Below are 22,645 nucleotides of genomic sequence, written 5' to 3'. Positions count from 1 at the left end.
TCCCCTTCAGCCTTCGTAGCCGTCCAGGCCTACGCGATAGAGCGTGGCGCCCACCGTCTCCAGCAGCGCACGCGCTGCGTCGGAAAACGTCTCGCTGGCAAGCAGCGCGGCCAGGCCGGCCACGGCATCGTCCACCGATAGCTCCACCGTGTCGTCGTTGGCGATGCGCTCGAAGGTGCTGATCACTACTGTCGGATCCATCCAGATTCCCCTGCAAAAGTCGAACTCTGCCGCCCGGGCCTGATGCCCAGGCTAGCAAGCTGCGCGCATGGTAGCACCACGGCGCACCCTGGCAGCGCTTTGGCGGCAAGGCGCGCAGGCGGTGATTCACTTCCAGCGAGCGTGCCGCAATCGTCGCCTTGGTTGGCGCTGCGCTCGCGGATATCAGCGGCTTGCCGGCAGCGCCGCCAGACCATCCAGCAGCGCCTTGTGGAACGCGATGGGATCCTGCATCTGCGGCGCGTGGCCCAACTCGGGAAACTCCACCAGCCTGGCGTTCGGCAGCGCCTTCAAGGTGCGCTGCGCGAGCACCGGATAGTTGCCGACCTTCGCGCGCACCTCCGGCGGTGCCGCGTCCTTGGCGATGGCCGTCGTGTCCTTGTCGCCGATCAGCAGCAAGGTTGGCGTCTTCAGCGCGCCCAGCTCGTATACGACCGGCTGCGTGAAGATCATGTCGTAGATCAGCGCGGAGTTCCAGGCCACCTGCTGCTTGCCCGGGCCGCGGTTCATGCCGGCCAGCATCTGCACCCAAGGTTCGTACTCGGGGCGCCACGTGCCGACATAGTAGGTAGCCTGTTCGTAGCTGCGGATCTTGTTGGCGTTGGTGGTGAGCTCGCGGGCATACCATTGATCCACCGACAGGGAAGGCACGCCCAACGCCTTCCAGTCTTCCAGGCCGATCGGGTTGACAAGCGCCAGTTGCTCCGTCTGTTGCGGGTACATCAGCGCATAGCGCATCGCCAGCATGCCGCCCGTGGAATGCCCGATCACCGTCGCCTGCCGGATCCCGATGGATTCCAGCAAGGCGTGGGTGTTGCGCGCCAGTTGCTGGAAACTGTACTGATAGTGCGCCGGCTTGCTGGATTTGCAGAAACCGATCTGGTCCGGCGCAATGACGCGATACCCGGCCGTGCTGAGCACCTTGATGGTGTCCCCCCAGGTCGCCGCGCAGAAGTTCTTTCCATGCAGCAAGACCGCGATGCGGCCGTTGGCGCGCTCCGGCTTGATGTCCATGTAAGCCATCTGCATCGCCGCGCCTTGCGAGGTGAACGCGAACTGCTGCACCGGCGCCGGATAGTCGAAGCCTTCCAGCTCGGGGCCATATGCGGGCCCGTCGTCGGCGGCAGCCAGCGCGACGGGCGTGGTGGCAACGGCCGCCGATGTGAGCAAGGCAAGCAGGAACTGGCGATGAAACATCATGAGCGTGGTCTCGGCTAACGAACAAAAAAGCGGACAAAACGGACAAAACGGACGATGGCCTTACGCCGCCAGCCGCGCGCGCCCCGGCGGCGCGGCAAAGTCCAGCACCGGCCCCGCCGGCACCACGCCGCTCGGATTGATGGAGCGGTGGCTTTCATAATAGTGCCGCTTGATATGGTCGAAATTGACCGTCGCCGCGATCCCCGGCAGCTGGTAGATGTCGCGCGTGAAGCCAGACAGGTTCGGATAATCCGCGATGCGCCGCAGGTTGCACTTGAAGTGCCCCACATAAACCGCGTCAAAGCGTACCAGCGTCGTGAACAGACGGATGTCGGCCTCGGTGAGCTGGTCGCCTAGCAGGAAGCGGCGCGTGGCGAGCCGCGCCTCGAGCCAGTCGAGCGTATCGAACAACGGCGTCACCGCCTCTTCATACGCGCCTTGCGTGGTGGCAAAGCCGGATTTGTAGACGCCGTTGTTGAGCGTGTCGTACACCCGTGCGTTGACCTCGTCGATTTCCGTGCGCAGCGCAGCCGGATAGTAGTCGCCCGCCTTGGCGCCAATGCCATCGAAGGCGGTGTTGAACATGCGGATGATCTCCGACGACTCGTTGTTGACGATGGTTCCCCGTTGCTTGTCCCACAGCACGGGCACGGTGACGCGCCCGGTGTAGTCGGGATCGGCGCCAGTGTAGACCTGGTGCAGGAGCCGCGCACCGTTGACCGTGTCCGGCACCACGCCTGCGCCCTCGGCGAACGTCCATCCCTCGCCGAGCATCAGCCAGTGCACCGTGGAGACGCTGATCATCTCTTCCAGCCCCTTGAGCGTGCGCATGATCAGCGTGCGGTGCGCCCACGGGCAGGCCAGGCTCACGTACAGGTGATAGCGCCCGGCCTCGGCCTTGAAGCCACCGGCGCCGCTCCGGCCGGCGGCGCCATCGGGCGTCACCCAGTTGCGAAAGGCAGCGTCCTTGCGAACGAAGCGGCCACCGGTGGATGCCGTGTCGTACCAGCGGTCTTGCCATTTGCCGTTGACGAGCAGTCCCATGTCGATACTCCTTTTGATGCGGTGAGGTAGGCGTTTTCAGTCGGCGCTAACGGGTTGCGACGGCGCGTCGATGAACTGCACGATAGCCGAAATGGTCTGCCCTGGCGCTTCTTCCATCAGCCAGTGCCCCGAGCCCTTGACGATCACGCCTTGCACATGGGTGGCGACGAGGCGCGCCTGGTCGATCAGGAAACTGCCCGATGCCTTCTCGCCCGCGAGCACCAGCATGGGCATCGGCAGCGGGTGCTTTGCCAGCGCCGCGAAGTCTTCGGCATCCTGCGGGAACGCACGGAAGAACTCGAATCCCGCGCGCATCCGGCCCGGCCTGGCGTAGTTGGCAGCATAGATCCGGCGATTTGCCTCTGACACCGAGTGCTTCGGGTCGGCGGCGAAATCGTTCCAGAAGTGTTCAAAGTAGGTACGCTCGCGGCCCTTCACCAGCTTTTCCGGCGTGTCTCCGTAGAAGTTGAAGTGCCACTTGTCGCGCAGCAGCCAGACCTTTTGCCAGTCGCCCACGCCGGGCAGGAACGCATCCATCAGCGTAATGCTCTCCACTTCGTCCGGGTACTGCGCCGCGTAGGCGTAGGCGACCATCAGGCCGATATCGTGGCCGACGATGTTGATCTTGCGATAGCCAAGAGCCTGGACCATGGCGTGAATGTCCTGCGCCATGTTCTTTTTCTCGTAGCCCGACTCAGTCATGGCCGAGTCGCCCGCGCCGCGCAGGTCCGGCGCGATCACGGTACGCTTGTCGCCAAGCCTGGCCATCAGCGGCAACCACATATGGCTGGATTCCGCGTAGCCGTGCAGTAGCACGACCGGCGTGGCGCTGCCGCGCCCGGTTTGCAGGTAGTGCAAGGCGACGCCGTTCGCCTTGATCGTATGAGAGACGACGGCGGCGGCGGCAGCGGCTTCGGCGCGCGGCGCAGCGAGCGCGCCGAACACCAGCAATGCGGCGCCGGCGAGCCTTGCGATGCGATGCATGAGGGTCATGACTTTTCTCCGGTGACTGTGCCATGGCTGGACGCACTCTCCTGGCCGACGGCGCTTGCAAACAAAGGGGTTTCGGGAATCGGGTGAAGCACTGTGACGAATATTGCGCCGGCACATGGGTTTTGCCGTACGATTTTCCCGATGAACTCGTTCGACGGAGTTGAACATGTTGTCAGAAGACGAACTGGCCTTGCTGGAAGCCATCCGGGATAGTGGCAGCCTCTCGCGCGCGGCGGCGCGCCTGGGCAAGGCGCCATCGACTGTCTCCCATGCCGCGCGGCAGCTCGAAGGCCGCTTTGACGCGCTGCTGTTCGACCGCCGCCGCTACCGCCTGCAACTCACCCCTGCCGGCCACCTGCTGGCCGAAGAGGCCGCACGGCTGATGCAAGACGTATCGCGCATGACCCAGCGCGTGCGGCAGGTGGCGAGCGGCTGGGAGGATCGTCTGTGGATCGTCACGGATGAAGTGCTCGAGTTCGAATTGCTGATGCCGGTGATCCGCAGCTTCGACGCGCTCAAATCCGGCGTGGCGCTGCGCCTGACCCATGAAGTCCTCAGCGGCACCTGGGAAGCGCTGCGTGACGGCCGCGCCGATGTGATCGTCGGCGCAACCAACGAGCCGCCGGCCATTCCCGGCCTGCGCTGGTTCGAACTCGGCGTGGTCGAATGGGTCTTTGCCGTGGCGCCGCGCCACCCGCTTGCCAGCGTAGCCGAGCCGCTCACGCGCCAGCGCATCTCGGCGCACCGGGGCGTGGCCGTAGCCGATTCATCGCGCGGTACCGCAGGGCGGGCCTACGGCCTGGTGGGCGGACAAGCCTCGCTGGCCGTGCCGAGCATGCGCGCCAAGATCCTGGCGCAGCGCGAGGGGCTGGGCGTCGGCTGGCTACCGCGGCACCGCGTGGCTTCGCTGCTCAAGCGAGGGGAACTGGTGGAAAAGCGCACGGCCGATCCGCGCGAGCCCAATACGCTGTATGTGGCGTGGCGAGGCGACCATGAGGGCCGCGCGCTGGAATGGTGGCTGGACCAGTTTCGGCAGCCGCGGCTGGCGAAGCGCCTGGTGCAGGGCATGGATCTGTTTGCGTGAGCGGGCCCGAACTGGCCGCCAGCGGGATAGGCAAGATCAACAAGGTGCCGCTGCTGCGGGCCGATTCATACCGCTGCCGATGCCCCCGGTCGGGGAATGAAATTAAAGCCCGGCCACAATGTGGCGAATGGCCGGGACGCCGTCGATTTCAATGGCGCGGCCAGTACCGGCCTGCCAGACGCTGCCAAGGCTGCCACTGCGCAACAGGTGCGGTGGCCAGTCGTCACGGATGGCTTCGGGCCCAGTGAAGCTGTCGCTGAGCAAATTCCCTGAGGCGGCCTGATTCCGTGCGCCGGCCAGGCGCTTGAACGACACCTGGATGCGATCCCGCCAGCCGGGTCGATGGTTGGCCCACAAGGCATCGACTGCCGCGGCCAAGCCCGTTCGGTCCGGCAGGCGGGTGTAGTCATGCACCAACTGCACCAGATCGGTGAGCCAGTGCGCCGGTGCGCCGAGGAGCTGCCCGGCCCATTGGGCGCTGACGCTCTGCCATACCACCAGCGGGTAGCGGCGCCCCACCCGGTCTCGGGACGCGGCCATGACACCAATCAGGTAGCCGCCCTCGCTGGGGAACTTCAGGCCGCGCGTGCGCAGGATGAAATGACACGGCTCAGCCGCGCGCAATCGGGCTTGGCCCAGGAGGCTGGGTGGCGTCAGATGCAACCAATGCGGCGCATGGCCGACGATGGAAAGCGCTGGCGCCCGGACCGGGGCTTCGGCCTGCCCGGGGTCGAACCAGTTCCGCCACATCGCCACCTGGGCCAGGGGCGCATTGTGGCGAACAAAGTCCCCTTGCGCTGGCAGCTTGCCGAAAATCGACGGTGCCGTAATCACCCCGACCTCCCCGGACACTGGAAGCCCTGCAGCAGGGCGGTGGTCCATGGATTCGCGAGACTGCCGGTGTTGATGTCGAGCTTCGCCTTGCGGCCGTCAAAGTCATACTCGGCCATGAAGTGGCTGGCTGTCGCCGAGCCGGCCAGCTTACCCTTGGCAATCACGCGCATCAGGGCCCACGGGCCGTTGGCGGTCAACGTCGAGGTGTCGGGGCGGATGCGCGGGCTGGCGGTGATTTCGGCACCCTGCCCGCCGCGCGGGCCTGGCCAGGTCACCTTGAGCGGGATCACCGGGCCGTGCACGTAGCGCTGGCTCTGCCCATCGAAATCCATGTTCAGCTCGACGATTTCGGGATCGAGCTCTATGACCTTCAGGTCGACCTTCCAGGCCATCTTCTTTGCGCCCGGATCACGGAAGAACACCTCCCGGATCTCCTTGGCGCGCTGGAACGGCACCAGGCTCGGGCCGGCCACCGGTGGCACGTCGGGCGCGGTCAACTTGTAGCGCCACGGCGAGATAGTGGTATCCACGTGTGGAGCCAGTACCTTCTGGAAGAAGTCGTCCAGCACACCGCCAGTAGCAAAGACGCGTGCAAGATCATCGGGATCCACGTCCTGCATCGACGTCGGCGTGAACGGATACTTGCCGTCGACGGCACTGCGGCAACTTTCGCCGATCACAGCATCCATCTGGGCGATCAGGATGTCGCCGACGCCCTTGTTGACATCCCGGGTGCCCTGCACTACCAGATCGGCCAGCACCGCCTTGAAGGGCGCCGGCAGCTTGGCCGCCTCCATGCGCAATTGCGCCCCGGCATCTGACGGGGGCGGCAGGTTCCGGGTGTTCAGCGCATTGTTGGCCACTACCAAACTGGTGTAATAGGCGTTAACCATGCCGGCTATCGCATCCAGTTGCGGCTTCCCGGCGGCAGCCTGCGCGCCCGGGTTGGCGGCATCGGCCTGGCCAGTCACCACTTCGCGCAGCGCGGCGAAGCGGTTATCGACCACCTCGCGCTCCTGGCGAGCCTCGGCGCGGGCGGTCAGTGCGTTGACCTTGTCGGATTTCTTGTCCAGCGCGGACAGCGCCTTCTCCGCCAGGGACTTGTCCTCGGGATCCACCGGACGGCTCAGCGTGGTTTCCTGCACCGCTGCCCGGCCCAGCCGGGCCAGYGGGGAGTCCGGCGCGGCGAAATTGCGCAGGATCTCCAGGTCAAAGGCCAGGTTGTTGCCGGTCACCGTCCGGATATCGCCCAGGAATTCCTCCCAGTGCCGTGCATACTCGCTCAGGTACAGGCGTCGAATCTCGCGCGTCAGGGGATCGTTGCCGGTCAGCTTGCCCGCGGCGCTCTCAAGCGTTTTTTTTTGAGCGCCGAGCCCCGTGCCCCTTCCCATGACCCAGCTGTCAACCGCCTGTGCCTTGCCGACGAATTCCGGCAGGCGCGCATTGAACAGGTCGTGGTAGCCGGCGTAGGTGAAGAGCCCAGGGATGCCCCGCTCCAGCGGCTCACYACTGGCTCGGGTGAAGACCGTGCCAGCCTGCGGCCCGACCGCGCGCACCAGCGTGAAATCCTGCGGCGCCTCCTCCATCATCGCCGCCTTGGCGCGGTCGTAGAGGCGTTCGACGGAAGTATTTCCATCCAGAAACTCCCGCGCCGAGCGGATCAGCGCCTCGTTCCTGGCATAAGGCGACTGCACCGCACGGCTGCCGTCCAGCAGGCTGTCCAGGTGCCCGATCACTGCCACCCGGCCGCCGAAGGCGTCCGCCCCGTTGCCGACTGCCCAGTCGCTTTGCAGCCAGCTACGCACGTCGGACGCGTTGAACTTGTCCTTGTCGTGGAGCATCAGGTAGACCCGCAGCGTATCGTAGGTCTGCTTGGCGTCACGCTGGCCAACGGCGGTGGACAGCACGGATTCGACCCGGCGTACCAGGTATGGCACCAGCAGGTTGTCCTGCAATCTCGTATGGGTCTGGGTCGCAGCGCCCAGCAGCGGCGGCACGCTGTAGAGGCCATACCGCCAGTCGACGGACGGATCCGCCAGATTCAGGCCAGTGTAGGCGGGCAGGTCGCGGGCCGTAGCCAGCACCTCGGGCATCGTATCCGGCTGCGGCTTCTTGTAGAACGCCGTCACCGTCGCTGCCAGCCCCTTGGCTTTCTCCTGGACCACGTCGTGATAGCTATCGTTATGGCCGAAGCTGTTATGGAGCGCCCCGACCAGCCACAGGAAGATCACCAATAGCAGCGCGTGGCCGAGCACGCGCAGCAGGCGGAAGCGGAATTCCCAGCGCAGGTTCGGCTTCACCAGGTTCGCCTCGGGCACGATGATGCGCTGGAGAACATCCTGCAGGAAGTAGCTGCGGTTGCCGGTGGCCTTGTCTGCGGTGGCGCCAGCAGCTTGGGCGCCTGCCTTTCCAATGCCACGCAGTTCCCGGAAGACGGTGCTTGCATCTGCGACCACTTCCCCCTCTGTTTGCGCGGCACTGGTGAAATACACGCCGCGCAGCATGGCATTGCGCTCGGTGTCGTCGTACCGCGAGTCCAGGAACATCAGCTCCAGCATCGCGACAAGCGGTTCCGTCAGGCTCCCGAGTTCATCCTCCAAGGCGTAGAGCGCCTTGCGCCGGCCCAGATCGAACTCCTCGGACAGTCGGCCCTCCAGCCCCGCCTTCAACCGCGTCACCAATGACTGCATCTCCTTGCGGCACTGCGCAGCGGCATCAACAGCCGGCTGTCGCAGCCACCGCTTGCCCGCAACCGGCAAGGTGAACCCCAAGGGCTGGGCCCGCCCCTCGCTGGTCAGGCATTGGAAGTAGTCCGTGAAGCCGGCAAGCTGATCGAGCTTGGTCACCAGCACGTAGATGGGGAACTGGATGCCCAGTTCCTCACGCAGTTCGGCCAGGCGCGCCCGAATCCTGGCCGCTTCGGCAACCCGCTCCTCAGCGGAATGCCGAAGCAGGTCCGCCACGCTGATCGTCACCAGCGCACCGTTGATCGGGGCGCGGGCACGGTGTCTTCGCAGCAGGCCAAGAAAGCCCTTCCATTCGGCCAGCTCGATCGCCGAACCCGACACCTGCGCCGTGTAGCGGCCTGCCGTGTCGATCAGGACCGCCTCGTTGGTGAACCACCAGTTCGTCTGCTCGGTGTCTTGCCGTGCGCGAGCCGCCGCGCTCATTTGCTCGGCAATGGGGAATTGCAGCCCGGCGTTCAACAAGGCTGTCGTCTTGCCAGCCCTTGGCACACCGACCATCATGTACCACGGCAGTTCGTAGAGGTAGCGCCGTCCCTCGAACAGTCGACCGATCCGGCTGCCGGCGCGCATGCCCTTCAGCTGGCGCAGCGCAGTCTGGATGGCGGTGTTCAGCGCCGCCACTTCATCCCCGGCGACCACCTCCTCGCGCTTCCCGCCAAAGTTCAGCAGGCTCGTGACCAATGTCTCATTCGTACGTGCACGCTGCCAAAGCAGGTACAGCAGATACGCAACGAACACGAGGACGATCGCCGAGATCAGCAGGATGCGGACCGAACCCGGCGCCAGCGGATGGCTGGTCCCAACGGCAAGCAACGGCCCCGCGTGCCAGATCAGCAGGCACAGCGCGACGCCCCCGATGGTGGAGACCGGCCAGCCAAGCAGCCAGAAAAGCGCCAGCGCCAGCAACAGCACGATGACCGTGGCGCGCGCGCCTAGGCCCGCCAGCGGATGCGTGCCATTGAATCCAAGCAGCGGTCCGATAAACCAGATGGCTGCCGCGACCACGAGCACGCCGATGAGTGCGAGCATCTGCCGGGAACACAGCACCGCCCCGATACGTTTCAGAAAATCCATGCCTTGACCCCGATTACTGCGTGACGACGATCTCAACCCGGCGATTCTTCGCTCGGGCGGCTGGCGTCTTGTTGTCGGTAAGTGGCTCGATATCGCCCTTGCCAATGGCTTCGAGGCGCCCCTTGGCCACGCCCTTGCTGGCCAGGTACTCCGTCACGGTCGCGGCACGCTCCTCGGACAACGCCTGATTCGAGGGGAACCTGGCCGTCTTGATGGGTGCGTTGTCGCTGTGGCCGATTACGGTCACCTTGCCGGAGACCTTGTTGATCTCCCCCGCGACCTTGTCCAGCAGCGGCAAGATCTTGCCGCTTACCTCGGCCCGCCCGCCGCCGAACATGTCGTCGCCACGGAAGGTGACAGCGCTGCGCGTGGCGTCCTCCTGCACGCTGACGACCCCACGGGCGATCTCGTCCTTGAGCAACTCGGCAAGGCGCAGCGCCTTGGGCGGCTCCGGCGGCATTGTCTTGCCGATGGCGAGGATCTGCTGCTCGAGATCGTGCGTGCGGAGCAACAGATGGTATTTGTACCAGGCGAACAAGCCAAAGACCGCAAGGGCCAGCACCAACGCCGTGACCCATACCGGCACCGTGCGTAGCACGCTGAGTCGTCCTGCGTCCACGCCACGCCAGTTGGGCGAAAGCTCGCGCGGCACGCTCTCGCGTGCGCCACTGATCAGGTGGAAGAGGCGCTGGCGGATCGCGTCCAATTGCCGGTGACCATCGGTCTGCCCGACATAGTGCCCTTCGAATCCCAGCGATAGAACGTGATAGAACACCTCAATGACCGGCATATGTTCGTGGGGACTGTTCACCAGCCGACCGAGCAGATGAAAGCATTTGGTGCCGCCCTCGGTGTCCCCGTGCAAGCTGACAAGCAACCCTTGCTGCGGCCAACTGTGTATGCCCCATGCCTGCTTCTGTGCAGCCTCGTCCAGCGCCGTGCACAAGGCATAGCTCGCTGCCAGGATATGCTCGCGGCGCAGATTGGCCCTTTCGCACAAACTTTGAAAGCGTTGCACTTCACGTGTCAACAGGGCCTGGAGCCGTGGCACATCCTCCTCGTCCAACCCCTCCGGGACATCGGCAAGTGCTCGCAGAAGCGGGCGGGCAGCGTCTAGCAAGAGGGACCTTCCGCCCGCTAGCGCAGCCCCCTTCTCAGGGGCGAACTTGGCGTTTTCGATGCCGATGCCGATGCCGATGCCGATGCCGGAAGCATCCTGGTAAGGCCCGGCCCCTGACTCCGTCGATGCGTCCGGATTGTGCATGTTCCTTGCAGTCATCAGCTACGAACTCCCCAAAGGTCAACCTGCAGATCGGGAAAATCGCCGGCAACATGTAGCGCCAGCCCACCAAATTTCTCAACTTGCTTCCAGAGAGGATTCTCTCGGGCAAGCTCGAAATAGACATAGCCCGCATTGAACGGAATCTGCCGCGGCGGTACCGGAAGCGCCTGGAGTGGAATCCCCGGCAAATGAGACCGTATCAAGTCGACCAGGCGCTCGGACGGGCCCGCCTTTGCCTGAGCCGGAAATTGCTGCTGCAGCGTATCCACAGGCATTCGCGCCGCGACAGCCAGCACGAATGTCGTGAAGCGCTGGATCTCCGCAGGGTCCAGCACAGCCAGCCGGATGCCGTGCGGCTGAAGTTCAAGCTGAATCCTCTGGGCGGCACGCTCAAGAACCACATTGAGCAGGAAGCGCAGGTCGTCGAACAACGGCTTCAGGCAACTATGTGGGGCATCGTGTCGGTAAGCGGCATGCGCCACAGGTCGACGGCTGTGCGTGCGCACGAATGTCGATAGCTCACCAGACAGCGCTGCCAAATGGACATAGAGAAGTTCCGGCGAGGCAGCCTTGGCAGCCAGCAGATGCGTTAGAATTGGCTCATAACGGTTCAGCAGCTGCAGAATCAGATACTCGCTGACTTCCGCTGCATCCCCGCCCCGCATACTCGCGGCGCAAAGGCGCTCGGCCATGGCAGTAGCACGCATGCGCAGCAGGCCGTGAATTTCGGTGAGCCAGCTGTACAGCAATGGGCTGGCAGCAAAGGTGCTGACCGGTGGAATCAATGTCCCGTCAAGCCTGGCGCTACCATCGGCACGAACCTCGCTGACTCGTGCCAGCGGCATGCCGAGCCAGGCGCTGGTCAACTCCTTCTCCGTGAGCAAGCGCAGGCGCAGGTCGGCCAGCTGGATCAGCTTCGGACCCTGCGAGATCGAGTTGGCGTCGAGCAGATCTTCCTCAAATGTCCGGAATCGCGCCAACGAATCTGCGGCATCGTCAAAGTCGGTCTCCTGTGCGTTCGGCGTGCGGATCGGCACGGCCAGACAGACCATCTGGCCGACATGCTCATGCCGAAGCGCCAACGGCGCTGGCGATGAAACCTGCCCCGGCGCATCGAATGGCGTACCGTCCGGAAAGATGCCGGCGGCAGCGGAGACAACGAGCTTCCCTACCGCGAGCGCTTCGGTATCGATGTCAACCTGGTTGAAACCCCAGAAGAACGGGCCAAGCGCCGCGCTACGCTTATGGGCGTAATGCTCAAGATAGCGCTCTTGCTGTTGGAACAGCTGTGGACGCAAAAAGAGGCCTTCGCTCCAGACGACTTTGTTATACCAACTCATTGAATCACTCGATTTTTGTAATGTTGATGGTCAACTGATCAAGCAACACCTGCAGCTTGATCTTGCGTGCCGGCACTACCGCCCTGTACCACGCGGCTTCCGGTGCTGGCGGCAGCTTGTAGACCGTTCGCCAGGTAGCCTTCCCAAGATCGTTGTAACCAACAAGAAAGCCCAGTGCCGTGGTTGCCGGATTCAGCTTTCTTTCGAAATCGCGGGTTTCGTTCGGCCGAAGGATGAACTCGTCACGAGAGAGGAGGTCTTCAAGAAGCAGCGTCTTGTCTGAGCTTTGCAGCGTGAAGTAGTCTGCGTTTGCGAATGTCCCATCGGACTTCAGCTCATACATGCGCACCAGAACAGGACTCGCCCGCCCCCTTGCATCTGGATTGACAGTTGGCTTGGCTTCCGCACGGAGAACCAGCTTCATCTGTTCATTCTGCACAGGACTGGCCGCGCAACCAGCAAGCAAGGCAATCGCCATCGGCCAAAAGCGGTACAACTGACGCATGCTCAGCCTCCGACGTCGGCAAGCTGCGAGCCGATCAGCTCGCAACCGCATTCGCAGCGATGTCCGTGCAGCGCAACTGGCCGCCCTTCCACGAGAAAGGCCGGGTCTCCTTCGGTGATGGCGTTGACACCGTGTGGACGCCCGTCCGAGTAGTGCGCTGGGCAATCAACCAGGTCTCCCTGCCTGGCGATAGGCCGGCCTTGCAAGAGATGAGATGCGGAACCCGTAATGACGCGTCCGCCGTGCGTGGTAGTGTCACCCACAGTGATAATTGGCAAGTTCATGTTCTCACTCCAAAATGACCTAAGCCGGTCGCGGTATCTGCCGGCATTTCCTGCCTCAGTTCGAAATCGACCCACTTCTGATTTTTCACTCTCCTGAAACGCGCTGCGCATACGGGTCGCCAGGCTCGATCCGGCACGCCTCCTCCACCTCCCCCGGCCAAACCGGCACCTTGTTCGTCGGCATGCAAAGCAAACGCCCCAACAAGGTAATCAGTGCGAACGGCGTGCCAAACAGCAGGAACGCATAGCCATAGCTGAAGTTGCTGAAGGCCACCTTGGCAGCAAACAGGAAAGACTCGCGCTTCTCCGCAATCGGCAGGTACCGGCGCGGCATCGGAATACTCTGCGGGCCCTCTTCCATATAGCGGCGCAAGTATTCCCAGTGAGCAGGCAGCAGGTCCTTGGTGCAGTGAATCCCCACCGAGAAGGTATCGAGCACCGTCTTCTTGTCTGGCGCCAGCACGTGGCCGCGAATATCCCAGACTAGCGGAGGCCGCCCTGCATAAGGCTGGCCAGGCCCCATACAGAAATAGATGTCATCCCATTTGAGTGCCAGCATTCCTCCGGCACTTTTGCGGCGGAAAACGTAAACCATGCGGTTGTGTCTATTCAAGCGCACGGGCCAGTGTGTAAAGGTGAAGGCTTCGAAGTGAGCCGCCCAAGCGGTAAATACAATAAATGGAATAGCTATTATCCATGTTGCTACTGCTCCGAGAATGATTTTCTCACTCTCATCAGGAAATGCAGCAAGTTGTTCAAACAATGTGAGTCGACTTATTGCTATTGTCAACAGCATCGCACCAGAAAAAAATATGAATGCAAAAGCAAACATAATTCCCTTCCAAGCGTAGAACTTATCGACCACCTCTATGAATGTCGAGTTCAACCTGATTAGCGCATCCCAATCTTGTATGTCTTCGCTCTTTCTCACCCTTGCTGGCTGCTTCTGAGATAGCCGGTCTTTGCGCTCCTGCTCCGTTAGTGGCCGGTTTATCTTGTACTTTGGCGTCTGCCCGGTATAGTCCATTGACATACGTTTTTATTCCAATGCTTGTTGCATTTCCTGAGGACCGGTCTTGAAGGCTTCGTTTGGGTTCTCGCTTTGGAACTCTCCCCAAACGTAGCGCTTGAGCCACTCCTGAAGCTTGCTATCGACCACCTGTGCCTGAATTTCACTCTCCTGAAACGCGCTGCTCATACGGATCGCCAGGCTCGATCCGGCACGCCTCCTCCACTTCCCCCGGCCAAACCGGCACCTTGTTCGTCGGCATGCAAAGCAAACGCCCAAACAAGGTAATCAGTGCGAACGGCGTGCCAAACAGCAGGAACGCATAGCCATGGCTGAAGTTGCTGAAGGCCACCTTGGCAGCAAACAGGAAAGACTCGCGCTTCTCCGCAATCGGCCGGTACCGGCGCGGCATCGGAATGCTCTGCGGTCCTTCTTCCATATAGCGGCGCAAGTATTCCCAGTGAGCAGGCAGCAGGTCCTTGGTGCAGTGAAGCCCCATCGAGAAGGTATCGAGCACCGTCTTCTTGTCCGGCGCCAGCACATGGCCGCGAATATCCCAGACTAGCGGAGGCCGCCCTGCATAAGGCTGGCCAGGCCCCATGCAGAAATAGATGTCATCCCATTTGAGTGCCAGCATTCCTCCGGCGCTTTTGCGGCGGAAAACGTAAACCATGCGGTTGCGTCTATTCAATCGCACGGGCCAGTGCGTAAAGGTAAAGGCCTCGAAGTGACCAAGCCAGCCTAGGAATGTAAGAAGTGCAATGGATATAATCCACATAGCAACAAGGCATGATATTAATTCCCAAACCCTATCCTGGATTTCGTCGATCATCACGAACAATCCGTACCACGTCATCCATATGATCATTACGCTCCATCCGCAACCTATTACAAAAACGAAAGCAAAAAGGATCCCCTTCCAGGCGTAGAATTTGTCCACCACCTCGATGAAGGTCGAGTTCAATCTGATCAGCGCATCCCAATCCTGTACGTCCTCGCTCTTGTTCACCATCGTCTTTCGTTTCTGAAATAGCCGGTCCTCGCGCTCCTGCTCGGTCAGAGTCCGGTCTATCTTGTACTTTGGCGTGTTACCGGTATAGTCCATTGTCATATTTTTTATCCTAATGCTTGCTGCAGTTCCTGCATTTCCTGATGACCGGCCTTGAAAGACTCATCAGATTTCTCGCCTTGGAATTTCGCCCATACACAACGCCCGAGCCACTCCTGCAGCAGGCTATTGACCACCAGTGCAATGACCACTTGCAGCGCGAAGAAGGCCACCAGCGCCAGGATGAAAAATGATTCTGACCAAGCAAACRGCGCGGCGAACCCCAGGTAGCCACCGATGCGATAGGGAACCTCCAGACCAGTGGCGCATTGCTGGAATCGGTCCCACGCACAAGTACCGTTCAACTCGCGACTATCTGCCGGCCCTGGCTGCCTCGGCTCGAAATCGACCCACTTCTGATTTTTCACTCTCCTGAAACGCGCTGCTCATACGGGTCGCCAGGCTCGATCCGGCACGCCTCCTCCACCTCCCATGGCCAAACCGGCACCTTGTTCGTCGGCATGCAAAGCAAACGCCCCAACAACGTAATCAGTGCGAACGGCGTGCCAAACAGCAGGAAGGCATAGCCATAGCTGAAGTTGCTGAAGGCCACCTTGGCAGCAAACAGGAAAGACTCGCGCTTCTCCGCAATCGGCAGGTAGCGGCGCGGCATCGGAATGCTCTGCGGGCCCTCTTCCATATAGCGGCGCAAGTATTCCCAGTGAGTGGGCAGCAGGTCCTTGCTGCAGTGAATCCCCATCGAGAAGGTATCGAGTACCGTCTTCTTGTCCGGCGCAAGCACATGGCCGCGAATATCCCAGACTAGCGAAGGCCGCCCTGCATAAGGCTGGCCAGGCCCCATACAGAAATAGATGTCATCCCATTTGAGTGCCAGCATTCCCCCGGCGCTTTTGCGGCGGAAAACGTAAACCATGCGATTGTGTCTATTCAAGCGCACGGGCCAGTGCGTAAAGGTAAAGGCCTCGAAGTGACCAAGCCAGCCTAGGAATGTAAGAAGTGCAATGGATAGAATCCACATAGCAACAAGGAATGCTATTAATTCTCCAACCTTATCCGGGACTTCGTGCACCTTCACGAACAATCCGTGCAACGTCATACCTGTGACCATTGCGAGCCATCCACAACCTATTACAGAAACGAAAGCAAAAGAGAATCCCTTCCAGGCATAGAATTTGTCCACCACCTCGATGAATGTCGAGTTCAATCTGATCAGCGCATCCCAATCCCGCACGTCCTCGCTCTTGCTCACCATCGTCTTTCGTTTCTGAAATAGCCGATCCTCGCGCTCCTGCTCGGTCAGAGTCCGGTTTATCTTGTACTTTGGCGAGTACCCGGTATAGTCCATTGTCATATTTTTTATCCTAATGCTTGCTGCAGTTCCTGCATTTCCTGATGACCTGTCTTGAAAGCCTCATCGGGTTTCTCGCCTTGGAATTTCCCCCAAACGCAACGCTTTAGCCACTCTTGCAGCTTGTTGTCGACCACCATTCCGATAATCACTTGCAGAGCGAAGAACGCAATCAGCGCCAAGATGACAAATGGTCCAGACAATGACCAGAATGCAGCGAAGGCAAGGAAAAACCCAATTCCCGCGGAGAGGCCATAGAGCACGGCCAAACCGTAATTGTCCTGGCGATACTGCTCGATCGCGTTGACGCTGTCCCAGACAGCCACAATCGCCGCCGCGCCCCCGCCAAAAACACGCCCAGCCAAGCCGATCCAAGTGATGTTCGCAAATGGCTGCATACGCAGCAACCGCCCAAGCGGCGTCCTTCCCCAAGGCGTCTTTTCCAGAACCTTCTCCGTAACGTCGCAGATCGTCGCTGCAAGCGCTGCACCCGCCGCGCGCATCCGCCAGCCCTTCTCCGACTTTTCCCATCCAGACGCCTTCTCTTCATCACCGATGGCCTTCGACAAGCCTGCGACTTGGATCAGTGCCATGACCGCACCCAGGCGTATGCTGCTGGTAATGGTCGACCGGAAGCGCGCGGCCAGGCTGCTCTCGTACTGCTCCAGCGTGCGTATGGACTTTGCCGCCCACCTTGCCTGCTCCTCCGGTTTGAGACCTGCCGGCATGCGCTCGAGATGCGCCCCCTCCACCACCACCAGGAACCGGCCCTTGAAGGTTCCCTCCTGTACTTCGCCCTTGATCTGCAGCAGGCGCATCTCGTCTGCCACAGCCTTCTTGATCTGGTTATCGGAATAGGCTGGCTTGCCTCCGGCACCGGATTGCAGGCGCAGCATGCTCCGCAGAAGCTGTTCGCGGAACTTCTTCTTGGTGCCCACCACATTGACCACCACGATCGGCTTGCCGATGCGCACGCCAACCGTTGCAACCAGGGTCATCCATGACTTGCCTGCAGCCTTGTCCAGTCCGCGACCCAGAAACGCGGCGCCGGAGCCGGCGATGTACATGACCAGGCGCGCCAGATTGTCGGCGCTTGCCTTTTGTTCCATCGTCTGGCCAAACAGTTTCTCCGCCCCCTCCGCCAGACGCTTATAGCTATCCATCAGGCTGTCCCAGGGCAGCGCTGCCAGATCCAGTGCCGGCAACCCCCTCCTTCAGCTTGTTGATGAGGGAGTCGCTATTGATGCCCAGGGCGCGCAGCAGGTGATTCTTCGGGTCGGAGATGTCGCCGTCCAGCCATTCCTGATAGAGCAGGCTGCACGGTTGCTTGTCCTCCGTACCCATGATCATCCGGGTCAGGACGCTTTCGTAGTCGAAGCCGCTGGCCAGATCCGCGGTATCGAAGTTGCAGGTGAAGTAATGCGTCGTTCGGCTACTTTTCAACCAGGCTGCATGTGCCTTGGCCAGCGGCAGGATCATGCGCTGGTCGAATTTCCCCAGCTCTTCCTTGTAGCGCTTGTCAAAACTGGCGCGCGCCGGCTCGTTGTATTTGCCAAGGTAGGGTCCCCACGCCTGGTCCTTTACCTTCTTCAGGTCTTCGGCGGTGACCTCGTATCCCTTTTCGATTCGCTCGACATGGCGTTGGGCAAGCTTGGTCCCGCGGACGTAGTCAATGGCGTTTTCCAGCGCCATCGCACCGCCTTCGTTGCCGTATGCCTGTGCCTTCAGATTCTCCGCAGCGGTCAGCTCTGCAAGCTCCGCGCTATGCTCGACCGCATCCTTCATGCCCAGGATGGCGGCATTGACCGTCACCTCACGAGCCCAGTCGGGTCGGCTGTTGAAGCGCTGCAGTTCGTACTGCATCAGGAAGGAGAGCTCCTGGGCAATGCCAGCCGGGTCTGGCAGGGCAAGGAACAAGGCTTTGCTCTGCGCCGGCCTCACGCCTTCAAGCGCGGCCGTCCTTTCGCACAACGCTGCGTACTGATCATTGACCGGGTGCCAGGGCCACGGCGCAAAGTCAAAGGATGCTGGCTTGGTACGATTGGTCAGATAGAAGTCGGCGACCTGCTTGTCCAGTTGCGCGATCCTCTCGGCGTGCTGGTGATTCTGCGTGGTCAACCATTTCTGCACGTCAAGCACACGCATGTGCTTGTCGCGGTATGCGGCATCGCGGTGCCGCTCGATGGTGGCCGCCGTCCACTCGGTGTCCGAGACCCCTAGCCAGACTTTGGTCGCCTGCTCCGCGCGTGGAACCGTGACACACATGGCGATAGCGGCGTGCCCCGCCTGCCCGCAATTGAACTTCGCCTCCTCGGCGGATGGCGCGGGCTTCTTGGGGTCAAATTCATACAGATACCCCTCAGGAAGCACCATATAGCCCTTCAATGGCTGCGCCTTGTCCGCTTCATTCCAACAGTACAGATAGCTGGCTCGCAGGCGGCGCAGCACGTACTTCGCGGGTGCCACCGGCACCGCGGTGATCCATTGTGCAAACGGCCCGGTCGGCTCTGGTACCTTGCTCGTCTCCGGCGCAATGCCGTAGCGCACCGGATAGATCGCCAGTCCGCTCTTGTCGCAGAACTTACAGCCCTTCATTGATATCCCCTGTCCGATGCCGGATTGCGCAGGCCGAGATGGCTCGAGATCTGCGCGCGCTTTTCAAAGTCCCATTGGTTCGCCATCGCGGCAAACAGTCCACGTTCGTCAGCACTTCGTTTGATCAGGTCGTCCACCTCGGGATGGGCTTCCAGATCGGGATGGATTGTCATGCTGTGCTGCGCGTACGCAATCAAGTCGATGCCATCAAGCTTGTGCCGGTCCTGTCCACGCTGCAGCAGGACATCGATCCTGCGCATAGCGTCCATAGATGCCGTGAAGCCGCCGGCACGCGCCAGCTCGTCGTGAACGGCATTCACAAGAACGATGCGGCCCAACGCCAAGGCTTCTTCCCTTGAGAAGGTCTCACTGCGTTCGTCATCGATTTGCGGAGCGGCTTCGGTCACCCATCCCTTGCCGAGGGAGCAGTAAGTCCATTTCGTGATCGGTCCGTAGAGTGAGCGTTGTTTGCGAGGCCCGAGAATGCGCAACAGATGCTGAAACACTCTCGGATCGTAGTAGCGGAACAGCGCCTTCGGTTCTCCTTCAACAAGAAGGAGGAGTCTGCGACCAAGATGGCTGTGGGTCTCATCGAATGTCGCGCTGGTTGAGATCAGGCCAGATATCGCGGGTGCCACACCCGACGACGCCTCATAGCTATGGCGGTCTGCCAGCGCCTTGCGTTGCGCATCGCTCAGACCTCGCAGATCTATCAGCCATGGAAACAGGTGCCTCTGCTCGCCCATCGGTTCCAGCACCAGTGAGCTGTGAGGCAGGCCATGCAAGTCACTGTCGCTATCCAGGTTCAGCGGGTCGAGCAACAGACAGTCATGCTTATCCAGGTATTCGAGAATCATGATCTGCTTCAGCTCACAGCCACAACGGCCTGTCCACTACTTGCGGCGTCGCGCATCCCGAACTCACAGACTGAGCTCTTGGCCAGCTTTGGCCACGCCACGGTCTCTGTCGAAGGGCCGGTGAAGCTATGCCCCGCGGCATGGGCGGTATTTGTTCCGCGCGTGAGGTGCGTGATTCCGCCGTCGTTGTAGCGTGTATGACTGCTACCGCCGCCGATCAGCAGTTCCTTCTTGGCCAGAATGCGGATGTTGTCGTCGGTGCTGATGATGTCGATGCCAAGCTTCGCAAAGAACTGCATGACATCGTTCTGCGCTTGCAAGGTGATCGGCCCCTTTGCAGCGAACAGCCGGACGCCTAGCAGATGTGCGCACAATGAGAACATGCCGCGAACACTCGCGAAGAATCCCTTCCCGGTGTTCAGAGACAGATGCTCTCCCGTTGTGATCGTTGCGTGCCTGGTACTGTGCAAGTGGGTATCGGTAGTGGCTGTAGCAACGATACCCGCCGCGCTGGCGACAACAATGTGAGGCTCTGCCAGCATACCGGACGGGCTTTCGTCTCCTTTGATCGCATCGTTCTGGCGCGCAATCGCCTTGGCAACACCATCTTGCTCATCGTGCTGCGCCTGAGCCTGGACGGAAGCTTGCTGAAGCTGCTCCGCAAGCGAAAGCGCTCCGCGCAGGCGATCCATTGCCTCGGACAGGTCTAGCGCGGCACCTTGTCCGTGCGTACGCAGTTCACTGGAGACCAATGTCCCCGCGCCTGATCGGAGCGCCATATGGCCGTCGGTCCGCAGCTCTGCGCCTTCTCCTCGGCGGTCCTTGCGACCGGCGTGATCGGGTACGCTCGTCAGATAACCCAGGTTGAGTTGGGAGAGCCGATGATCCGATGAGAGCTGACTCTGTATCTGGTCCTTCGTATCGTCCATCAACAGGTGATTGTGACGCTCTCCAAACAACTCCTTGCTTCGAATCCCCGACAGCGCGTGCTGCCCCGGCAGTGCCCACGGCGACATATTGAACTGGTTCGGCACCCGCCCGACGATCAGCGGGCAATCCGGATCGCCGTTGAGGAAGGCAACAATGACCTCCTGGCCGATACGCGGAATATGCATCGCGCCAAACTGATCGCCGGACCAGCCGTTGACGACACGAATCCACGGTGAAGAGTTCTCGTCGTGCTGCCCATAGCGGTCCCATTCAAACTGAATGTTCACGCTCCCGTGCTCATTGCACCAGATTTCCTGGTTCTTCGGCCCGGTCACGACCGCCCGCTGCAGGCCGGCGACGCGCGGCTTGCCGACCGTACGCGGCGGACGGAAGACTTCGTCGGTGGGATGGCCTTCAAAAGCCACGCGGCAGGCAAACCGCTGCCGGCTGCCGGACTCGCCGCCGACGTCCTCCAGGTCGAACGTCGTGCTGGTCACGAGGAACTCCCGGTTCAACGCGGGATTGCCGTGATTGCTCACCATGTAGGTGCAGCCCGGCGCCACGCCACGCAAGGCACCGACACCGCGCACGCGCCGGCCCCGGGTACGGCGCTCCTCCATGCGAATCCTCGCCCGCATGTCGCCTACCGCCGGCTCGACATAGTCGCCCGGGTACTCGTACCGCTCGAAGTCAGCGAAGCCGGTCTCGCGCGGTTGGCTGTTGTCGGTGGTCAGGTCCGCCCGCGGCTTGCGGAAGTCATAGTCATTCAGCGTGACCTTGCCCGTGCGCAAGCGGTTGACCGGATCGAAGCGCACCAGATGTTCCTGATCCACCTTGAATCCATGCGGATAGATGGGCAGCGTGTGATAGGCCTCACTGGGGAAATTGCGATACGCTCCCGTTTCGGCAGCCAGGATCAGCCGATGGTGCCCGCCGTCATGCTCAAAGAAGTACGTGATGCCATATTCTTCGGTCAGGCGCTGGATGAAATGGGCATCGGTTTCCCCGAGCTGCACTTCCCAGACCAGCTTGGGGTAGATCGAGACGTCAAGACGCTTCTCCACCGAGAACGGATAGTCCGCCAGGACCTCATCCAGGATCTCGATGACTGTCTTCTTCTGGAAGGGCTTGAAATCCGAAGTCTGTGTGGCGAGCCACAACCAGGGTCGCAGCGTGAACCGGTACAGACGATTCTCCGCAGCGCCGCCAACCTGTTCGATCTCCGAGATGACACCGGTGATCTCCCGATGCCCGGCACCAATGCCGCCCAGCAGGCCCGTGCCCATGCCATCGAGCTCGATCGTCACCGTCATCTCGCGCCCGATCATGTCATCGGGGTCTGCCTCGGCGAGGAACTGCTCGGCCGCTGGCGAGACCGGCCGCAGATCCACCTTGTAGGTAAACAGTTCGCTCAAACCTTCATGGCCGGAGAGCCGCACAAATTCCAGCTGCGGTTGCCCGAGCAGATCGGGGATGGCTGCACTGGAGACGCTGACTGTCCGGCGCCGTCTTGCAATGAGGTTCTCCACGTCATTTCGCGTGCGCATGAGTCATCTCTCAGGCCAGTGGCCAGAAGTAAAGCGTTGAGCGGAACCCGCAGCTGCTATCCGCATCGGCCATGTCGGCGTAGCCCATGTCCTCGTAGCCGAGCTTGTTGCCACGCCACGTCATGCCACGCGTCGAAGCTTCCAACACAGGGTTCAGGTCATGCGATTCGAACGCCGAGGCCAGCCAGGCGTTTCGCAGCAAGTCAATGTGCCCGCCGTCGCAGCCGGGTGTCTCGTCAAAGGAAATGATCCCCTGCTCGGTCCATGTCACCAGACCCTCAAGGTTGGGGATATCCATCTGGCGGGGCGCCCCCAGGTAGGCCGGGCCGCTAAGCTGCTCGGCCAGGCGTGCCCGGCTGGTCTCGATCTTCATGCCCTTGTAGCGACCGACCAGAATCGGATCGTTGCCGTCCACATGGACGCCGCACTCAATCAACGCAAGGCTCATTCGGATCGCGCAGGCGTTCTCACAGGCCGGATCGTCAACGCGGCTTTCCCAGCCAATCTGGCGGAACAAAGCCAGCCGGGACCGGCGCTGGGCAGCGTCATCACCGAACCCGGGCTTCGGATAGGCATGCCAGAGGTCATCGAAGCGCAGTGAGAGAGCCATGTCCGTTGGTGGTCAGATCAGGTCAGCGATCCCGCCGGCTACGTCAAGCGTGGCCGGCGGGCACGGTCATGACA

The 22,645-nt window shown here is 61.5% G+C and carries 21 protein-coding genes; 1 reads left to right on the top strand and 20 read right to left on the bottom strand.

Annotated features, from left to right (window positions below):
* Window positions 1-6: 6 nt before the first annotated feature.
* The 4 genes from AB4061_RS28655 to AB4061_RS28640 all read right to left on the bottom strand — a co-directional run bounded on the left by AB4061_RS28655 (window position 7) and on the right by AB4061_RS28640 (window position 3,456).
* Window positions 7-201: a hypothetical protein gene (locus tag AB4061_RS28655; protein WP_441639628.1), complete on the bottom strand. Its 195-nt coding sequence runs from the start codon at window positions 199-201 to the stop codon at window positions 7-9.
* A 183-nt stretch (window positions 202-384) separates the two neighbouring features.
* Window positions 385-1,419, bottom strand: a complete 1,035-nt coding sequence (locus AB4061_RS28650; protein ID WP_441639627.1) for an alpha/beta fold hydrolase — start codon at window positions 1,417-1,419, stop codon at window positions 385-387.
* 60 nt (window positions 1,420-1,479) lie between these two features.
* Window positions 1,480-2,463 (bottom strand): glutathione S-transferase family protein, encoded by a 984-nt coding sequence (locus tag AB4061_RS28645; protein ID WP_441639626.1) that lies wholly within the window; start codon window positions 2,461-2,463, stop codon window positions 1,480-1,482.
* Between the two features lie 36 nt (window positions 2,464-2,499).
* Window positions 2,500-3,456, bottom strand: coding sequence for an alpha/beta fold hydrolase (locus tag AB4061_RS28640; protein ID WP_441639625.1), 957 nt, complete (start codon window positions 3,454-3,456; stop codon window positions 2,500-2,502).
* A 166-nt stretch (window positions 3,457-3,622) separates the two neighbouring features.
* Between AB4061_RS28640 and AB4061_RS28635 the strand changes: the two genes are divergently transcribed.
* Entirely contained in the window at window positions 3,623-4,540 is a 918-nt protein-coding gene (locus AB4061_RS28635) for a LysR family transcriptional regulator (RefSeq protein ID WP_174427085.1), read from the top strand.
* 102 nt (window positions 4,541-4,642) lie between these two features.
* Here AB4061_RS28635 and AB4061_RS28630 read toward each other — a convergent pair whose 3' ends face one another.
* From AB4061_RS28630 to AB4061_RS28555, 16 genes are all read right to left on the bottom strand, one after another.
* On the bottom strand, window positions 4,643-5,374 hold the full coding sequence (locus AB4061_RS28630) for a TagF domain-containing protein (RefSeq protein ID WP_441639624.1): 732 nt from the start codon (window positions 5,372-5,374) through the stop codon (window positions 4,643-4,645).
* Complete coding sequence (tssM, locus tag AB4061_RS28625) at window positions 5,371-9,195, bottom strand: type VI secretion system membrane subunit TssM (RefSeq protein WP_441639623.1); 3,825 nt, start codon at window positions 9,193-9,195, stop codon at window positions 5,371-5,373. Before tssM ends, AB4061_RS28630 begins: the two co-directional genes overlap by 4 nt.
* A gap of 13 nt (window positions 9,196-9,208) precedes the next feature.
* Window positions 9,209-10,459, bottom strand: a complete 1,251-nt coding sequence (gene tssL / locus AB4061_RS28620; RefSeq protein WP_441639622.1) for a type VI secretion system protein TssL, long form — start codon at window positions 10,457-10,459, stop codon at window positions 9,209-9,211.
* Window positions 10,460-10,473: 14 nt separating this feature from the next.
* A complete protein-coding gene (gene tssK, locus AB4061_RS28615) occupies window positions 10,474-11,817 on the bottom strand; it encodes a type VI secretion system baseplate subunit TssK (protein ID WP_441639621.1) in 1,344 nt (447 codons plus the stop codon).
* Window positions 11,818-11,821: 4 nt separating this feature from the next.
* A complete protein-coding gene (tssJ, locus tag AB4061_RS28610) occupies window positions 11,822-12,322 on the bottom strand; it encodes a type VI secretion system lipoprotein TssJ (RefSeq protein WP_441639620.1) in 501 nt (166 codons plus the stop codon).
* A 2-nt stretch (window positions 12,323-12,324) separates the two neighbouring features.
* Window positions 12,325-12,606, bottom strand: coding sequence for a PAAR domain-containing protein (locus tag AB4061_RS28605; RefSeq protein ID WP_441639619.1), 282 nt, complete (start codon window positions 12,604-12,606; stop codon window positions 12,325-12,327).
* 85 nt (window positions 12,607-12,691) lie between these two features.
* Window positions 12,692-13,639: a DUF6708 domain-containing protein gene (locus AB4061_RS28600; protein WP_441639618.1), complete on the bottom strand. Its 948-nt coding sequence runs from the start codon at window positions 13,637-13,639 to the stop codon at window positions 12,692-12,694.
* A gap of 6 nt (window positions 13,640-13,645) precedes the next feature.
* Window positions 13,646-13,804, bottom strand: a complete 159-nt coding sequence (locus AB4061_RS28595; RefSeq protein ID WP_441639617.1) for a hypothetical protein — start codon at window positions 13,802-13,804, stop codon at window positions 13,646-13,648.
* Window positions 13,779-14,726 (bottom strand): DUF6708 domain-containing protein, encoded by a 948-nt coding sequence (locus tag AB4061_RS28590; protein WP_441639616.1) that lies wholly within the window; start codon window positions 14,724-14,726, stop codon window positions 13,779-13,781. Before AB4061_RS28590 ends, AB4061_RS28595 begins: the two co-directional genes overlap by 26 nt.
* Before the next feature lie 5 nt (window positions 14,727-14,731).
* Window positions 14,732-15,091 carry a hypothetical protein gene (locus AB4061_RS28585; RefSeq protein WP_441639615.1) on the bottom strand — a complete coding sequence of 120 codons (360 nt, stop codon included), beginning with the start codon at window positions 15,089-15,091 and terminating at the stop codon, window positions 14,732-14,734.
* Window positions 15,088-16,035, bottom strand: coding sequence for a DUF6708 domain-containing protein (locus AB4061_RS28580; RefSeq protein WP_441639614.1), 948 nt, complete (start codon window positions 16,033-16,035; stop codon window positions 15,088-15,090). The genes AB4061_RS28585 and AB4061_RS28580 overlap by 4 nt, the downstream gene beginning before the upstream one ends.
* A gap of 5 nt (window positions 16,036-16,040) precedes the next feature.
* The gene (locus AB4061_RS28575; RefSeq protein WP_441639613.1) at window positions 16,041-17,195 is read right to left on the bottom strand and encodes a hypothetical protein; all 1,155 of its coding nucleotides are present in this window, start codon (window positions 17,193-17,195) and stop codon (window positions 16,041-16,043) included.
* Window positions 17,188-18,627, bottom strand: coding sequence for a T6SS effector BTH_I2691 family protein (locus tag AB4061_RS28570; protein WP_441639612.1), 1,440 nt, complete (start codon window positions 18,625-18,627; stop codon window positions 17,188-17,190). The genes AB4061_RS28575 and AB4061_RS28570 overlap by 8 nt, the downstream gene beginning before the upstream one ends.
* Window positions 18,624-19,484, bottom strand: coding sequence for a DUF4123 domain-containing protein (locus AB4061_RS28565; protein ID WP_441639611.1), 861 nt, complete (start codon window positions 19,482-19,484; stop codon window positions 18,624-18,626). The genes AB4061_RS28570 and AB4061_RS28565 overlap by 4 nt, the downstream gene beginning before the upstream one ends.
* Window positions 19,485-19,492: 8 nt before the next feature.
* Window positions 19,493-21,961 carry a type VI secretion system Vgr family protein gene (locus AB4061_RS28560; protein ID WP_441639610.1) on the bottom strand — a complete coding sequence of 823 codons (2,469 nt, stop codon included), beginning with the start codon at window positions 21,959-21,961 and terminating at the stop codon, window positions 19,493-19,495.
* Window positions 21,962-21,971: 10 nt separating this feature from the next.
* Window positions 21,972-22,571 carry a T6SS effector amidase Tae4 family protein gene (locus AB4061_RS28555; RefSeq protein ID WP_441639609.1) on the bottom strand — a complete coding sequence of 200 codons (600 nt, stop codon included), beginning with the start codon at window positions 22,569-22,571 and terminating at the stop codon, window positions 21,972-21,974.
* Window positions 22,572-22,645 lie beyond the last annotated feature (74 nt).

Source organism: Cupriavidus sp. YAF13 (genome assembly GCF_052113425.1).
Taxonomy (GTDB): domain Bacteria; phylum Pseudomonadota; class Gammaproteobacteria; order Burkholderiales; family Burkholderiaceae; genus Cupriavidus.
Note: the sequence above shows the minus strand (reverse complement) of the source record. Positions and strands in the feature narration are given on the sequence as shown.

Bases quoted from the DNA above. Each gene is read 5' to 3' on its own strand.
- AB4061_RS28655 (WP_441639628.1), bottom strand. From the start codon at position 201: ATGGATCCGACAGTAGTGATCAGCACCTTCGAGCGCATCGCCAACGAC.
- AB4061_RS28650 (WP_441639627.1), bottom strand. From the start codon at position 1,419: ATGATGTTTCATCGCCAGTTCCTGCTTGCCTTGCTCACATCGGCGGCC.
- AB4061_RS28645 (WP_441639626.1), bottom strand. From the start codon at position 2,463: ATGGGACTGCTCGTCAACGGCAAATGGCAAGACCGCTGGTACGACACG.
- AB4061_RS28640 (WP_441639625.1), bottom strand. From the start codon at position 3,456: ATGACCCTCATGCATCGCATCGCAAGGCTCGCCGGCGCCGCATTGCTG.
- AB4061_RS28635 (WP_174427085.1), top strand. From the start codon at position 3,623: ATGTTGTCAGAAGACGAACTGGCCTTGCTGGAAGCCATCCGGGATAGT.
- tssL (WP_441639622.1), bottom strand. From the start codon at position 10,459: ATGCACAATCCGGACGCATCGACGGAGTCAGGGGCCGGGCCTTACCAG.
- tssK (WP_441639621.1), bottom strand. From the start codon at position 11,817: ATGAGTTGGTATAACAAAGTCGTCTGGAGCGAAGGCCTCTTTTTGCGT.
- tssJ (WP_441639620.1), bottom strand. From the start codon at position 12,322: ATGCGTCAGTTGTACCGCTTTTGGCCGATGGCGATTGCCTTGCTTGCT.
- AB4061_RS28605 (WP_441639619.1), bottom strand. From the start codon at position 12,606: ATGAACTTGCCAATTATCACTGTGGGTGACACTACCACGCACGGCGGA.
- AB4061_RS28600 (WP_441639618.1), bottom strand. From the start codon at position 13,639: ATGTCAATGGACTATACCGGGCAGACGCCAAAGTACAAGATAAACCGG.
- AB4061_RS28595 (WP_441639617.1), bottom strand. From the start codon at position 13,804: ATGAGCAGCGCGTTTCAGGAGAGTGAAATTCAGGCACAGGTGGTCGAT.
- AB4061_RS28590 (WP_441639616.1), bottom strand. From the start codon at position 14,726: ATGACAATGGACTATACCGGTAACACGCCAAAGTACAAGATAGACCGG.
- AB4061_RS28580 (WP_441639614.1), bottom strand. From the start codon at position 16,035: ATGACAATGGACTATACCGGGTACTCGCCAAAGTACAAGATAAACCGG.
- AB4061_RS28575 (WP_441639613.1), bottom strand. From the start codon at position 17,195: ATGGATAGCTATAAGCGTCTGGCGGAGGGGGCGGAGAAACTGTTTGGC.
- AB4061_RS28570 (WP_441639612.1), bottom strand. From the start codon at position 18,627: ATGAAGGGCTGTAAGTTCTGCGACAAGAGCGGACTGGCGATCTATCCG.
- AB4061_RS28565 (WP_441639611.1), bottom strand. From the start codon at position 19,484: ATGATTCTCGAATACCTGGATAAGCATGACTGTCTGTTGCTCGACCCG.
- AB4061_RS28560 (WP_441639610.1), bottom strand. From the start codon at position 21,961: ATGCGCACGCGAAATGACGTGGAGAACCTCATTGCAAGACGGCGCCGG.
- AB4061_RS28555 (WP_441639609.1), bottom strand. From the start codon at position 22,571: ATGGCTCTCTCACTGCGCTTCGATGACCTCTGGCATGCCTATCCGAAG.